This window comes from Bradyrhizobium septentrionale (genome assembly GCF_011516645.4).
Taxonomy (GTDB): domain Bacteria; phylum Pseudomonadota; class Alphaproteobacteria; order Rhizobiales; family Xanthobacteraceae; genus Bradyrhizobium; species Bradyrhizobium septentrionale.
In genome coordinates this window covers 7,503,682-7,516,098 of sequence record NZ_CP088285.1, presented here as the reverse complement: position 1 = coordinate 7,516,098, position 12,417 = coordinate 7,503,682, and the positions used below count along the sequence as shown (strand labels likewise).

Here is a 12,417-nt window from a genome sequence, read left to right as displayed (position 1 = left end):
GACCGTGCCGAACGAGTACAAATCGTGCACAGAATGCGAAGAGCTGGGTTTAGCGCGCGGCGATCGCCACGATGAACAGCGCGGTCGCGGCAATCGAGGCCCCCGTCCGCACGTGGTTCCACAAGGTCCAATCGGTCAGATAGCGCGCCCAGAACGGTGCCGCCGCCGCGCTTGCGGGGGCCGTCGCCGCAAGCTGGTCGTTCAGCGGCACGTTGAAGACAACAGTGACGACGAACATGCCGACGACATAGATGACGCCGCCGCCAATCATCGCAATCGCACCCGGCTCCTGCCATCGCAGGGCGCCGAGCACGACCAGCGTGGCGCAGGACAGCGTGGTGCCGAAGAAGACCGGCATGAACAGCGAGCGGACGATGTCGACATTGATCGCGTTCATCGCCGAGATCCCGGCGGCCTGGTCGATGCGGCCGAGCGCGGTCATGACGAACGCGGAAAAGGCGAAATAGAGCCCGGCGAGCAGGCCGCAGCCGAGCGCGGAAAACCACAGCAAGCCCGAGGTCAGGACATGGCGCATCGTTCCAGCTCCAAATGCGAGGGATACTCGTATTTGTGAAATGCGATAAACTCTCGTATTAGAAGCGTCAACCCCGATTGCGGAGGAGAAGGATGGCGAGACGAAAGGCCGCGGCAGCGGCAAAGGCCGCGCCCGCGGGAGAGGCTCCCCTGCCCGGGCTGGCGCGGCTTGCCCCGACGCAGCAGCGCAGCCGCGAGCGCTTCGAGCGCATCCTCGCCTGCGCGACCGAGATCATGGCGGAAAAGGGCAGCGAGGCGTTCCGCATGAGCGACATCGTCGAACGCAGCGGCGTCGCATTCGGCTCGCTCTACCAATATTTCCCCGACAAGGCCGCGATCATCGGCACGCTGGCGGAACGCCATAACGCAATCGGGCGCGATTGCGTCCGGCGCGATCTGGCCAGTGTGACGGCCGCGTGCGACCTGCACCCGGCGCTGTGCCGGATCGTCGACAGCTACCACGAGATGTTCATGCGCGAGCCTGTCATGCGCGACATCTGGCAGGCGACGCAAGCCGACCGCGCCCTGCAAAAACTCGATGCGGACGACATGGCCGTGCTCTCCGCCCTGCTGTCCGACGCGGTCAGACGGGTTGCGCCCGGCATGCCGGCCGCCACCCTGACCACATTCTCAGGGCTGACCATGACGCTGATCGCCGCCGCCGTGCGTCACGCAATCACGCTGCCGCCGAAGAAGGCCCGCCAGGTGCTGACGCAATTTAAGACCCTGCTGCCGCAGGACCTTGCCAGGCTGACGTGACCACAATCGCACAGACGTCGGGAATTTCCTCTGCGCAGAGGCGATAGACAGCGGGCCTACACGATTACGCCGTTCGGGACCCTGCCCGCGGCGCCCAACACTGTCGCGCTGGCGAACCATGCCGAGGATCGATGCTGCATGCGATTGGCGACTATCCTGCGATCCTTGTCTCACTGTCACGGCTTCCTAAAATTGCTGCGATATTTGACGGCTATCAATATCGCCGGGAATTCCGGGAAGAGTTTTTCGCAAGATGTGATTTGTCCCACACGAGGTGCGGCCATGCCGACCTAGGTTCCCCACGGGGTCAGGGATTCATTAACCAAAGCGGGCGCCATCGTTCTTTTCATAAAATTCGAACGATTCGCTCAATCCGGACCGAAGACAGTTTTGCGACCATGGCGCTCTCGAACCTCGGAGAGCGCGATGAGCGACGTCGAATTTGATCTGCTGCTGGACGCCGTGCGAACGGCGATCGCGCCCATTGCTCAGGAGGATTTCGTGGCCCAGCCGTCGCCCCGTATTCAGCCGCCGCCGCGCGCTGCCAATGACAACCAGGCGCCGTGGCCGCTGATTCCGTTTCCTGAAGGTTGGTACGCCGCAAGCTGATGCGGCTTCTCATGTGTTGGCTGCAAGCCATTGATGAGATGAGTGGAGGCCACGACCGGAATTGAACCGGTGTACACGGTTTTGCAGACCGTTGCGTCACCACTCCGCCACGTGGCCCCAACGCGGGCGGATCAATATAGACCTTCAAGGGCTTAGGCAACTCCCCTCACGTCGTTTCCCGCACAGTTCTGAATCTCTAAAACCGTGGGATTTCTGAAACTGGCGTGCCCGGTCTGTTCTGGCTCCTGCCGGGATGCTATGGTAATGTCGACCGGAGATGGCAAAATTGGAGGCCAATACCCCATGCGCCGTGACAAGGGTGTTGATCGGCGCATTCTCCTCGCCATCGAGGCTAAGCGCAGCCGAGCTGCTGCGCCAGTCGACGTCGACGGAGTGGACCCTCAAGACGCGCTGGATCACCTCGCCTCTATGCATGAAGAAGGCCTCTACAGTGGTCCGAAGCCTCATAAATCCAGTCGCTCGGGGGAAATCGATCAGGTCCTGGTCAGCGATCTAACTCCCGCGGGACGTCAACGCCTGAAGCAGCTCAACGATGAGCACCAGCGCAATATGGTCGGCGGAACCGTCACGTTTGCGGAGGCGTTGGAGCATGCGCCCGAGTCAAACGCGGTCGGTCTCAGAGGCGTTCAGGCAGATGGCGCCGCCGGCGAGATCAGGCCGGCCATTTCGAATGATGTGCCGCCCGGCGGCGTTGTGATCGCCGGCCCGGGTTCCGAGCGGCGGTCCACCCCCACAAGAATCCCCGCAGTCGTTATATTACAGGTCGACGCTCTGTTGCTTCTGCTTCGGAGCGAAGCAGATCGACTGCGCCAGTTGCGCATCAACGACAATCCAGATCTTCGTGAGCTTGAGGAGCTCGAGCAGAAACTCGATGAGGTCAGGAACACTACGGTTGCCGTGGAAAGCGGGCGGGTCCCTCCAGACGCTGCCGAACAGGCCGCTAGATCATTGGGCAACTACGTCCGCTCGTGGTTCGACAAAAACCACGAGAAGATACTGACTGACGTTTTTGACGGCACCTTTAAGGTCGGCGTGTTCGTATCGGCTACTGCAATCTGTGCTTCGCTGATGCACGTCGAACCAAACCTGGCCGCGACGATTTCAGGAGTGCTTGTGGGCGGCGCGCCTGTCACGGATTCGATCAAAGTCGTTTCCGACTGGTGGAACAATCTCAAAGACAACAATGGCGATTGACCAAAGGCTCGTGCCGTTGGGCCCCAGCGCGCCCCCAAGACTAGCGGCTTCTCGCGCTCGGGATTCGGTGCGACGAACGGGTCGTGTGCTACATCAATAGCCCCCCACGTCATTGCTACTGCTTCGCGCTGCGATGGACGTAAATGCAGCACGGATGATCCAAGATGCGACCTGCACGCCGATGGCGATGGCCACAGCAAAATACCAAGGTTGGTAGAAAAAGGGCACAACCATGAGGATGAGTGTCACCAACGTCAAAAGCTGGCTCTTCGCGATGTAGCGCGCAAAGTCTTGCATTGATTGCCCTCCTGCCGTGTCAGCTACGCTTAGGAGCGTGAGACGGGCAAGCTGATCCCAACTACTCAATCAACTCCATCTTGTATTTCTCAAGAGCCTGATGCAGCGTCAGCCCGGTTTCCCGAAGATACGGGTAGACCTTGACGGTGTCAGCATCGACCGATGGCCGCTCCCCTAGTCCTTTCAACGCAGCAAGCGCTGGCTGGAAACAGCTTTGCAGTCGCTCGGTGATTAGCCGTGCGTGCGTGTTACGAAGTGGATCGATCCACTGCGCCGTTGCGGGTGACTTCTGAACCGTTTCCCAAAGCCTTTCTTTATCGGCTGCTATGAATTCCATCGCTTGCGCTACGGCGGAAAGACGAGAGTAAAATTGCACGGCACCGACCACGACAGGTTGATCTAACAGCCCCAACTTCTCGACAGCCCCGGGATACACCACAGCTCTCTCAGGCAAAAATGCTCTGACGGTCGGTTCTATTTGCCTGTCCTCCCAAACGCTCCACGGCCTTATGTAATCGTTCAGGCATCTCGCGGCTCGGTCCGCAATCTCGGCGTAGATGCTAGCGCTCAATGATGCTCGCTCCTTGTCTGCTCGCTCATCGGCGAGTTTCCGCTGCTCATTGATCTGCCTTCGGACCGCGAACCAAGCTGCACCCGCGCCGACTAACGTCATACTGCCGCTGACAACGGCACCGTAGAAGCAGAGCCAATCCGAGAGACGCACAGTGTCGGCTTTAATTATCGGGAGAGCGATCACAATCAAATAGACCAATAATGAAGCTAGGACCAAGAGGCCCGCAGCCCCGAAGCCCTGGTCACCCCTCTGCATCCCCTGCCTCCAAACAAGACAAACTAGCGGTAGCGTAGCCCACGGGACGATACTCCGAATTGATCTTTGGGGGTATTCAGTGGATTGAAATCGTAAGGCCGCGCAATGAAGCATTACGCGACGTAATCCAGTGCAAGGCACTGATTTCGAAAGGTGTGGTCCTCCTGCCGGGATCGCCAACGAAACCGGCTTTGCTTCCGAATGTTGCGCCCGAATTCGTGAGCGAGCCAGACGCCCGCCCCGGGCTGCTCGACCAGGACGAAACCGTGATGCCGGCGCACGGCCGCCATGCGCGGCGCCGGCCCCGCTCGTGGGAAAGCGAGCCAGGCCGCCGCCAGGTTGAGCCGTGGGATGTTGCGGCCGAACAGGTAGAGGCTGGCACCGCAGCCGCAGAACGCATGCGGACAGCAAGGCGGCCGGCCGCCGAGCGTTTGCGGCGCCGGCCAGGCGGGGCCGCGCCTCGCGGTCGCCCAGCTCGAGCAGATCAGCGCGAGCGCGACGACGATGCGAAACATCAGTGTTTGACGTGAATGTCGACGAAGTTGCTCACCACCCAGACGCCGCCGCCGCTCAAACCAACGGCGACCCAATACAGCCAGCGGCTGACGTTTCTCACGCCGGCCGCCTGCACTTGCACATTCTGAACGGCCTGGACGGTCGGTTTCATGTCGGCGATGTCTTTGGTCGCCGTCGCGACCTGCGCCCCCATTGTCGTCATCTCAGCGCGCAGCGCATCGACCTTTTGATGCAGATCCTTGCGGCCCTCGGATGCCTTCTCTTCCATCCGTTGCCAGGTCTGCAGCAGCGTCGAGACGGTCGACTCGAGACCGCCGATCTTGGCGGCCATTTGCAGCAGCGCAGTGTTTACGCTGGCCGTGTCGTCGCCGCTCATTTCGCCTTCTTTCGCTTGAACAGACCGAGCCGCGGCGTCGGCTTTTCCGCCGGCGTGATGTTCTCGCAGGCCGCGCCTTCGACGCGGCCGATGCCCTCGCGGACGTCCTGGTATTGGCAAACGGCACGGCGCAGGCAGGCATTGACCTTTGCCAGCGCCGCGCGGTCGGTTTTCCAGAGCCGCTCGATCTCGCCGGCGTTGAGGTCGCGGTCCGGCGTATCGACCGGCGTCCGCTCGCATGCAGCAAGGTCCGCAGGCATCGCCGGAATGTTCGGCGCGTCAGGAGGCGGAGCCTGCAGCCGCTCCTGGCTACCGAACCCCGCGCACCCGGCGAGACATGTCGCGAGTAAAACACTTGTTAGCGTTAGCTGGCGTTGCATCGATTGCCCCCTGGTTAGACTTGATCTGCGCCTCGGCCTCCGCGGCGCGTTTGGCGTCGCGCTGTTGCAGGGCGTTGGCGAAAACGAGCTGGCGATCCTTTTCCTCTAGGCGCGCCTGCAATTGCGCATTCTGCTCGGCGACCTGCGCCGCCTCGCACTTGGCATCCGCCGAGCTAAAGCCGGCGTTGTAGAGATGCGCGCCGCTGGCGATTGCAGCGCCGCCGGCGAGCACGGCCAGGCTGCCGGCGAACAACGCGCCGGCGGCAAATGGCGAGAGGCTGACGCCGGCGAAGCCCGCCAGGCGCATGACGATTGCGACGATCCAGCTCATGCGTGTTTCCCCGCGCGATAATCAGCCAGGCGGCGCTGCTCGAGCGTGTCGGCCACAAACCAGACCAGGACGCCGACGCCGGCGACGACGACCAGGGCGGCGACGCCGATCGCGATCGCCTGGACCGCGCCATGCGTCAGGCCGAGGCCGCCGACCGCTTCCTTTGCCGCCGAGACCTGCGTCGCGCGATCGGTCACCCAGGCGAGCGCGCCGGCTGTGCCGAGGCCGCTCGAGCCGCCGAAGATCTTGCCGGCCCAACCCTTGGCCCGATCGGTCAGCGCGATCGTCTGCGAGCCCTCGTCGCGGAGATCCTCGACGGTCGCAGCCGCCCGCGTCTCGGCGACCTGGCGCGGCGCCTGCGGCTTGCCGAGCTCGGCGATCAGCTGGTCGTCGATTGCGGGCGTGAGCGGCAGGCCGCGCGCGTTGCGATAGGCCAGGACCATGCCCTCGGTCCGGCCCTGCGGCGATTGCTCGCCGTCGACCTGGCCGACGTCGTAATAGCCGAGCTCGCGCAGCCGCGCCTGGACATGCGCGACGACGTCAGGATCTACCGGCGCCGGCGTCGTCGCGAGCTTCGCATGCTCTTGCGGATGCGACGTCGCGAGGCCGTGCTCGAATAGCGCCGTCTCGTCGTCGCGGCGCAGGCGCAGGCCCCTGCTGTCCGGCCAGAGCCGTTTCATCGACCGGATCAGGCCAGGGATCTTGGCGAGCTCGCCGCTGCCGATCGCCGCCTTGATCTGGCGCATCTCGGTCCAGCGCGTGCCGGGTTTATTGAACCCGCCGGCGTCGCGATTAAACGCGATCGAGAGAACGACGCCTTTGCAGTCCGGCGAGAGCTCGTCGAAGCCTGGCAGCAGCCGGCGGCAAATCGCGAGATAGCGCGGAATGTCATGGTTTCCGAAAACCTCGAGCGCGACGTCCCACGGGATATCGACGACGCCGCGCAGCTGGCGCGCCAGCGCAGCCGCGGCCTGCCCCGTGACGCCGCAGCACTTCGCCAGTGCCTTGAGCATGGCATCCGGGATCTTGCCGGACCAATCGGCCAGGAACTGCTGCCGCGCCGTCTGGCCGACGTCATAGCCGCAGCCAATCGTCACGCCGGACTGTTCGCCCGGCCAGGTCGGCCCGCTCAGATGCTTTGAATACCAGGCTTCGCTGGTGACCTCGGCGGCGACGATCAGATCGAAGGCCGCACGCGAGATCCCATGCAAATCGATAGCGCTCGCAGAAACCGCTGCGTTGGTCATCGTGATAATCCTTTTGTGGAATGAAGGAGCGCGGCCCGGTCAGACCAGAGCGTTTGCGCGTATCAGCAATTGGTCGCTGTCGGAGGGGCCGCGATCACCCGCTGCAACAGGCCGTAGATCGCTTGATCTGAGTAGCTGGGTCCGCCGGTCAACGGAGCGGATGGTCGACTTCGGTCAAAAGCCGACTTCGGTGGCCAATGCGCCGATGTCCGCTCAGGGGCACGAGGGACATTCGGACTGGTTCTCTACATTCAGAGCTGATGGCAACGAAAATTGCGCCCGCCTCGGCCGGCGCATTGTCGCGAAAGTAGCATCGTCTCAAAGATGCAGTAGCGAGCAGGCCATCGAGGCGTTCCCACCGTCCAGGAGGGGCCGTGCTCTACCTATACCTCTTTCGCGAGCGATGTTCAGCCAACCGGTCCGGGGATCCAATAGTCGCCGGACAGCGGCCTAACTGTTACGCCATGAATCACCCCGAGCTGCAGGCTTGGATCGAAATAGCGCATAGTCTGCTCATTGAGGTCAATGACGCGACCAGGCGTTAGTGGCCCCACGTCATTTATCTTGACGATGACCTTCTTGCCTACAGCCTCAACGAGGGCATACTTCGGCCTCGCGCCATATTGGACCCCACCAAATTTCTGACGCAAGCTCGTCTTGATGGCAGCCGCCCAGACGGAGGGATCATAGCGCTCGCCGGAGGCTGTGTTCGGGCCGCCCTCCTGCGATCCGGGCCGGAACGGGTTGTACATTGATGCAGCGCCAACGATCGCATCCCCACAAGCATCATTGACGACGGCGCTAGAATGAACTGCTTCGATTTCACTTCGAGCAACGGTTACGGAAACGGCAAACGCGACTACGGCGCCGCAAGTTGCGGCGCTCGAGCGAAACAGCATTCATAACTCCTTGACTGATTGTTTTCGATTGTTCGGTTCCCGATGCCGCAAAACATGGCCAAACGAACGCGGAGGCGTTCTCGAACTTGCGCCAATTTTTTTGCGGATTCGTGCCGATCGTGGAGATGGAACCGATGAGGGAACCAGGGCGGCCCCTCGCACAGTGTTCTTAGTTCTCACCAACTAACGCAGAGATTGCGTCAGCAGCATGACTGAACGGAGCATTGGATAGGCCGATGCCCGCTAAGAAATCCGACTTCGGTTGCGGGCGCGTGTCGATATCCGCGCAGGGGCCGCACGCCGCCCGGTTAGACCAGCGTGTTCGCGCGAATCAGCAGTTGGTCGACCTGCTCGTCGGAGAGGTCGACGACCGCGATCATGTGCTGCACCAGAGGATCAGCTCGCCGGATCTCGGTCGCGAGATCCCATTCCTCCTGGACGGCCGCATCCGCCGCGATCTCGGCCTTGACCGTGGCCCAATTGCCGAGCTCATCAAAGGCGCGTTTCAGGCCGAGCTTCGTGCAGGAATCCGGCGGAGGCGGAGGCGGCAGCGGATCAGCTGCCGGGGGCCCCGGCGGCGAGTACACGCCGCCGACCAGCGTGCCGCCGATCGCGTACTCTCCGCCCATGACGAGCGTGTGGCCGTCTGGCGGCGTGAACTCCGCAGGCTCGTCGTCGAACACAAGCGCGCTGACAATGCTTCCCTGCGCGTCGAGAATGTAACCGATCATTGTGCGAGAAACTCCCAGATGTTGATTAAGCCGGACGAGCCCGCGCCGCCGGCAATGTTGGACGCGGCCGACTGGTTAGAGAGACCGCCGCCGCCGCCGGCGCCGAACCCGGTTGCCGCGTTCCCGTTCGATTGATAGGCCGTTGCGTTGCCCATGATCCCGACGCCGCCGCTGCCATACGGGCTATCAGCACCCTTGCCCTTGCCGACGATGATGTTTGTCGTCGAGGCCATCTGCTGATAGTGGCCGTTGTCTCCCGTGTTTCCCGTAAAGCCATAATCGCCTGTCGTGATGGTGCCGCCGCCACCTGGCGCGCCAACCGAGCCGGTCGACATGGCGCCGCCTCCGAGACCGCCGGCAGCGACGACGAGCGATCCTAGGCTCGTCGGCGAACCCGTGCCGCCGGCGCCGGCGGAGTTGCCCGCTCCGCCGGCGCCGATCGCAACCGTCTGCGCGGCGCCGAGCTGCGCGGCTGTCAGCCATCGGAGCGACCTTCCGCCGGCGCCGCCGCCAGGCCCGGCGAGCACATAAGACGCATTCGGCGAAACGCCGCCGCCGGCGCCGCCCCCGCCGAGCGCTTCAACCAGTGCACCGATGATATTCGCGGACGGATTGTATGTGCCTGACGCCGTGAACCGCAGCAGGTTGAGCCGGCCGACCGCGCCGAGGTTTGTCCTGGCGGTAGCCTTGTTCGCCAGAGCGGCCAGGTTGTCGTCATGTGCAAGCAACAGGCGCCACGGATACCACGTGCCGGCCTGCTGCACCCTGAAATAGGTTTGCGTATTGGTAGGCGTGCCGTTGAGGACAACTGCGCGCTGCTCGACATAACCTGCGAGACTATAGGCCAGCACTTCGAGGTACCACAGCGCGCCAGCGAACGGCGCGTTTGTGTTTGTCGTGTTGCTGACCTGATAGCTGCCGGTATTCGCAACGGCGTTGAAGTCCCAGCCTGGACCGCTCAAATCGATCACCTGGCGGATGCCGAGATTGAGGCGCGCCGTCGCAGGGCTTGCCACGTCGGAGAGATTGTTCGCCGAGCTCAGATCGCCGGCGCCAGGCTGGCCGACGATGTTGAAATTCCAGCTCGCGATCGTGCCGGCGCCGTTGGTCTTGTCGACTGTGATCGTCAGCGTCGTGCCGGCATAGGTCGCGAGGCCCTCCATCCAATTCGACGGATTGGCCGTCGAGCTCGCACGAACACGCGCGCCGTTTTGGTAAGCCAAGCCGGCCTGCGTCGTGAACGCTTGCGCGCCCGTGCCGATCGTGAGCGACGTCATCGATGTTCCGCCGTAGCCCGCCCCCTGAATGCCCTGCGGTCCCTGGTCGCCCTTGCTGGCGAGCAGCGCCCAATAGATCGCGTTGGGCGGCGCGAGGCCCGATCCCGGCGTGAGGTTGATCCAGACGTAGGACGAGCCGCTGATCGTGGCGACGTCCATCAGGTTGTAGGTTTTCGCGTTGTCATAGGGCGCCGGAACGCCAAGCCCTCGATAAATCCCGAGATAGAACCAAACGCCGGCGGCATGAACCCACATTTTTCCCGTGGCCGGCTGCAGTGCGAACTGACCATCTGAACCGAGCGACGAATCAGGCGCGGCGAGCGACGCATCAACGAACCAAAAGAAGCCCGTCGTATTCAGCGCCGCGACCAGCGTCGAAACGTCCGCCATCGCCTGCGCGCCGGCGATGCGCTGCGGCGATACTTTCCAAACGACATAGGCGACGCCGGCCTGCGCGCCGCCGCCCCAAGGCGGAATGACGAGATGCGTCGGGTCGGTAACGTCAGAGATGATCGTCTGAAGATTGCCGACCTGCAGGATGTCGCCAGGCCGGACATTGGTCCCGGACCAGATCGTCCCGACTCCCGTGACGGCCGTTCCGTTCGCCGCGATTGAGATCGTTCCGGTCGAATAGCTCGCGAGCGCAGTCATGTGGTTACCGTCCTTCCTGCAAAAAGATGCGCGACGTCAGCGGCGGCGCCGCGGTCGCGTCGGCCTCGGCCTGGATCGCCTCGAGCTCGGCGACGGTCTTTGCCGCGCGCGTCCGAACGACCATCGATCGACGCTTGTTTTCTTTGGTCATCAGCTCGTCCGGCTTCGCCAGGATCGTCTGCGCGAGCGCTTGCGGCGTGACACCCTCGACAGCCGCGGCCTCGGCAAATTCGGCCGATGGCTCGGCGCCTGCAGCAACGGCAGCTGCCAGCGTCCGCTTTCGATCATGAGCGATGTCGTGGCCGTCAGCCATGTAACGCTGATTGACGATCGCCTCGACGCGCTTCCGCTTGACCTCGATTACACTGACCTTCATGGCGCGATCGCCTCGACGTCCAGCCGCTTGACGCGATAGGGATGCGCCGGCACGACGAAAATCGCGTAGCTGCCCGGATGATCGACCGAGAACTCGAGCTTTCCATCAGTCACATGCTCGAAATGCACCATCGCGCCGTCGAGCGCGACGGTCGCATCGAACTCCGCCGGCGAAACCGTGAGCTCGAGGAGATCCTCGCCGTCCGCCTTGACCTGCCGCGCCTCGCCGGAGATCTCGACGTCGAGTTTCGGCACCACCTGGCCGTCCTTCACCCAGGCGTCAGCGATATCGACCTCGCCGTCATAGAGAATGTGCGGGATGCCCATCTCCGCATATCGCTCGGAGAGCGCGTCGATGCCCATCTCGACTTGCAGCGTGACGGCTGTAATCACGCCGTTGTCGTCATGCCTGACGATCACTTTCGGCTTGCTGGCGGCTGCCGGCTCCTCGATTGCGGCCGGCTCAGCGCCGACCATGGGCGCCTGCGCGTCACCGCCGGCCGGGATATACCCGGCGACGGCCCACGCCGCATCAAGCGTTACCCCCGTCATCCTGCGATCCTCCTGAAAAGCGCGTAGTACAGGCGACCGACCGCGTTGCCGAATTTGAACCGGAACTGCAGCGACGTCGTCGTGACCTGCGCATAAACCCAATAGTCCGAGCTGTTGCCCCGGAAATTGGTAAAGCCGAGGTACTGCGTCCCAGGGCTAAGCGTGATGTTTGTGTCCGTGTAGCCCGCCAGGAACGGCACTGCGTCGAGCGCCGCCGGAAAGACAAACGTCGCGACGGAATCATTCGAGCTGTCGAGCGTCCCCGACGCGTAGAACTGATGTCCCGACCAGCGTGAATCAAAAACCATTTGGTCGATGTTTGCCGCGGTCACGTCGACGCCCGGCAGACTGACGCTCATCGCCGCGCCGGCGCCCGCCTGGAACAACACACGGTTGACCATCAGAGACCAAGGCTCCGATGAAAGATCATGTAGTCCACGTAAAAATTGTAATCCTCGTTCTGGTTATTGAGCGTGATCTTGTTGTTCCAGAACGTCAGGCCAATCCCGACCTCATAGGTCAGGATGCCGCCGATCGTGATCTCGCGCGCGGCCATGCCCTGATTGTAGGGGTACGCGACGACGCCGCTGTCGATATAGGCCTCGAACCAGACATAGGGCGTTTTGGTGAACGTCGCCGGATAAGGGATGTTCTGGTCGCCGCTGCCAATCGGCAGATAGATCGATCCCGACATGACAACCTGGTCATTCTTAGTTTCCGACCGCAGCAAAAAATCCGCGTTGCTCGAGGTCGCCAGCACGTCGACACCTGGCCGCGACAGCCACACCCCATAGGCACCAAGAAACGAGTTGTAGCCCGCGTGAAAGCGCCGGGTCATC

Annotated in this window: 18 protein-coding genes and 1 tRNA gene; 3 read left to right on the top strand and 16 right to left on the bottom strand. The window is 62.8% G+C overall.

Features of this window, described 5'->3' with window-relative positions; all coding sequences use genetic code 11:
• Positions 1 to 49: 49 nt before the first annotated feature.
• Positions 50 to 535 (bottom strand): anthrone oxygenase family protein, encoded by a 486-nt coding sequence (locus HAP48_RS37590; RefSeq protein WP_166204875.1) that lies wholly within the window; start codon positions 533 to 535, stop codon positions 50 to 52.
• A 92-nt stretch (positions 536 to 627) separates the two neighbouring features.
• Here HAP48_RS37590 and HAP48_RS37585 point away from each other — a divergent pair, with 92 nt between their 5' ends.
• Together HAP48_RS37585 and HAP48_RS37580 are read left to right on the top strand one after the other, a co-directional pair.
• Entirely contained in the window at positions 628 to 1,293 is a 666-nt protein-coding gene (locus HAP48_RS37585; protein ID WP_166204873.1) for a TetR/AcrR family transcriptional regulator, read from the top strand.
• Positions 1,294 to 1,719: 426 nt separating this feature from the next.
• Complete coding sequence (locus HAP48_RS37580) at positions 1,720 to 1,902, top strand: hypothetical protein (protein WP_029084163.1); 183 nt, start codon at positions 1,720 to 1,722, stop codon at positions 1,900 to 1,902.
• Positions 1,903 to 1,945: 43 nt separating this feature from the next.
• Here HAP48_RS37580 and HAP48_RS37575 read toward each other — a convergent pair.
• Positions 1,946 to 2,019 (bottom strand) — tRNA-Cys (locus tag HAP48_RS37575).
• Between the two features lie 186 nt (positions 2,020 to 2,205).
• Here HAP48_RS37575 and HAP48_RS37570 point away from each other — a divergent pair.
• Entirely contained in the window at positions 2,206 to 3,117 is a 912-nt protein-coding gene (locus HAP48_RS37570; protein WP_166204871.1) for a hypothetical protein, read from the top strand.
• 93 nt (positions 3,118 to 3,210) lie between these two features.
• Here HAP48_RS37570 and HAP48_RS37565 read toward each other — a convergent pair whose 3' ends face one another.
• The 14 genes from HAP48_RS37565 to HAP48_RS37495 all read right to left on the bottom strand — a co-directional run bounded on the left by HAP48_RS37565 (position 3,211) and on the right by HAP48_RS37495 (position 12,416).
• Positions 3,211 to 3,414, bottom strand: coding sequence for a hypothetical protein (locus HAP48_RS37565; RefSeq protein ID WP_166204869.1), 204 nt, complete (start codon positions 3,412 to 3,414; stop codon positions 3,211 to 3,213).
• 61 nt (positions 3,415 to 3,475) lie between these two features.
• Positions 3,476 to 4,243 carry a hypothetical protein gene (locus tag HAP48_RS37560; protein WP_166204867.1) on the bottom strand — a complete coding sequence of 256 codons (768 nt, stop codon included), beginning with the start codon at positions 4,241 to 4,243 and terminating at the stop codon, positions 3,476 to 3,478.
• Positions 4,244 to 4,356: 113 nt separating this feature from the next.
• Entirely contained in the window at positions 4,357 to 4,758 is a 402-nt protein-coding gene (locus HAP48_RS37555) for a hypothetical protein (protein ID WP_166202825.1), read from the bottom strand.
• Positions 4,758 to 5,135, bottom strand: coding sequence for a DUF1515 family protein (locus HAP48_RS37550; protein ID WP_166204865.1), 378 nt, complete (start codon positions 5,133 to 5,135; stop codon positions 4,758 to 4,760). Before HAP48_RS37550 ends, HAP48_RS37555 begins: the two co-directional genes overlap by 1 nt.
• Positions 5,132 to 5,395 carry a hypothetical protein gene (locus HAP48_RS37545; RefSeq protein WP_166204864.1) on the bottom strand — a complete coding sequence of 88 codons (264 nt, stop codon included), beginning with the start codon at positions 5,393 to 5,395 and terminating at the stop codon, positions 5,132 to 5,134. The genes HAP48_RS37550 and HAP48_RS37545 overlap by 4 nt, the downstream gene beginning before the upstream one ends.
• A gap of 49 nt (positions 5,396 to 5,444) precedes the next feature.
• A complete protein-coding gene (locus HAP48_RS37540; protein WP_166204863.1) occupies positions 5,445 to 5,846 on the bottom strand; it encodes a hypothetical protein in 402 nt (133 codons plus the stop codon).
• Positions 5,843 to 7,093, bottom strand: a complete 1,251-nt coding sequence (locus HAP48_RS37535) for a lysozyme family protein (RefSeq protein ID WP_166204862.1) — start codon at positions 7,091 to 7,093, stop codon at positions 5,843 to 5,845. Before HAP48_RS37535 ends, HAP48_RS37540 begins: the two co-directional genes overlap by 4 nt.
• A 407-nt stretch (positions 7,094 to 7,500) precedes the next feature.
• Positions 7,501 to 7,992 (bottom strand): septal ring lytic transglycosylase RlpA family protein, encoded by a 492-nt coding sequence (locus HAP48_RS37530; protein WP_029085012.1) that lies wholly within the window; start codon positions 7,990 to 7,992, stop codon positions 7,501 to 7,503.
• Positions 7,993 to 8,300: 308 nt separating this feature from the next.
• Entirely contained in the window at positions 8,301 to 8,723 is a 423-nt protein-coding gene (locus HAP48_RS37525; RefSeq protein WP_166204860.1) for a hypothetical protein, read from the bottom strand.
• Entirely contained in the window at positions 8,720 to 10,651 is a 1,932-nt protein-coding gene (locus HAP48_RS50245) for a pyocin knob domain-containing protein (protein ID WP_275949194.1), read from the bottom strand. Before HAP48_RS50245 ends, HAP48_RS37525 begins: the two co-directional genes overlap by 4 nt.
• A gap of 4 nt (positions 10,652 to 10,655) precedes the next feature.
• Positions 10,656 to 11,027: a hypothetical protein gene (locus HAP48_RS37510; protein WP_166204858.1), complete on the bottom strand. Its 372-nt coding sequence runs from the start codon at positions 11,025 to 11,027 to the stop codon at positions 10,656 to 10,658.
• On the bottom strand, positions 11,024 to 11,578 hold the full coding sequence (locus tag HAP48_RS37505; protein WP_166204856.1) for a hypothetical protein: 555 nt from the start codon (positions 11,576 to 11,578) through the stop codon (positions 11,024 to 11,026). The genes HAP48_RS37510 and HAP48_RS37505 overlap by 4 nt, the downstream gene beginning before the upstream one ends.
• Positions 11,575 to 11,979: a hypothetical protein gene (locus tag HAP48_RS37500; protein WP_166204854.1), complete on the bottom strand. Its 405-nt coding sequence runs from the start codon at positions 11,977 to 11,979 to the stop codon at positions 11,575 to 11,577. Before HAP48_RS37500 ends, HAP48_RS37505 begins: the two co-directional genes overlap by 4 nt.
• On the bottom strand, positions 11,979 to 12,416 hold the full coding sequence (locus HAP48_RS37495) for a hypothetical protein (RefSeq protein WP_166204852.1): 438 nt from the start codon (positions 12,414 to 12,416) through the stop codon (positions 11,979 to 11,981). Before HAP48_RS37495 ends, HAP48_RS37500 begins: the two co-directional genes overlap by 1 nt.
• Between the last annotated feature and the right edge of the window lies 1 nt (position 12,417).

Bases quoted from the DNA above. Each gene is read 5' to 3' on its own strand.
- HAP48_RS50245 (WP_275949194.1), bottom strand. From the start codon at position 10,651: ATGACTGCGCTCGCGAGCTATTCGACCGGAACGATCTCAATCGCGGCG.
- HAP48_RS37495 (WP_166204852.1), bottom strand. From the start codon at position 12,416: ATGACCCGGCGCTTTCACGCGGGCTACAACTCGTTTCTTGGTGCCTAT.
- HAP48_RS37550 (WP_166204865.1), bottom strand. From the start codon at position 5,135: ATGAGCGGCGACGACACGGCCAGCGTAAACACTGCGCTGCTGCAAATG.
- HAP48_RS37505 (WP_166204856.1), bottom strand. From the start codon at position 11,578: ATGACGGGGGTAACGCTTGATGCGGCGTGGGCCGTCGCCGGGTATATC.
- HAP48_RS37535 (WP_166204862.1), bottom strand. From the start codon at position 7,093: ATGACCAACGCAGCGGTTTCTGCGAGCGCTATCGATTTGCATGGGATC.
- HAP48_RS37540 (WP_166204863.1), bottom strand. From the start codon at position 5,846: ATGAGCTGGATCGTCGCAATCGTCATGCGCCTGGCGGGCTTCGCCGGC.
- HAP48_RS37555 (WP_166202825.1), bottom strand. From the start codon at position 4,758: ATGTTTCGCATCGTCGTCGCGCTCGCGCTGATCTGCTCGAGCTGGGCG.
- HAP48_RS37590 (WP_166204875.1), bottom strand. From the start codon at position 535: ATGCGCCATGTCCTGACCTCGGGCTTGCTGTGGTTTTCCGCGCTCGGC.
- HAP48_RS37530 (WP_029085012.1), bottom strand. From the start codon at position 7,992: ATGCTGTTTCGCTCGAGCGCCGCAACTTGCGGCGCCGTAGTCGCGTTT.
- HAP48_RS37585 (WP_166204873.1), top strand. From the start codon at position 628: ATGGCGAGACGAAAGGCCGCGGCAGCGGCAAAGGCCGCGCCCGCGGGA.
- HAP48_RS37565 (WP_166204869.1), bottom strand. From the start codon at position 3,414: ATGCAAGACTTTGCGCGCTACATCGCGAAGAGCCAGCTTTTGACGTTG.
- HAP48_RS37560 (WP_166204867.1), bottom strand. From the start codon at position 4,243: ATGCAGAGGGGTGACCAGGGCTTCGGGGCTGCGGGCCTCTTGGTCCTA.
- HAP48_RS37500 (WP_166204854.1), bottom strand. From the start codon at position 11,979: ATGGTCAACCGTGTGTTGTTCCAGGCGGGCGCCGGCGCGGCGATGAGC.
- HAP48_RS37510 (WP_166204858.1), bottom strand. From the start codon at position 11,027: ATGAAGGTCAGTGTAATCGAGGTCAAGCGGAAGCGCGTCGAGGCGATC.
- HAP48_RS37545 (WP_166204864.1), bottom strand. From the start codon at position 5,395: ATGCCTGCGGACCTTGCTGCATGCGAGCGGACGCCGGTCGATACGCCG.
- HAP48_RS37580 (WP_029084163.1), top strand. From the start codon at position 1,720: ATGAGCGACGTCGAATTTGATCTGCTGCTGGACGCCGTGCGAACGGCG.
- HAP48_RS37525 (WP_166204860.1), bottom strand. From the start codon at position 8,723: ATGATCGGTTACATTCTCGACGCGCAGGGAAGCATTGTCAGCGCGCTT.
- HAP48_RS37570 (WP_166204871.1), top strand. From the start codon at position 2,206: ATGCGCCGTGACAAGGGTGTTGATCGGCGCATTCTCCTCGCCATCGAG.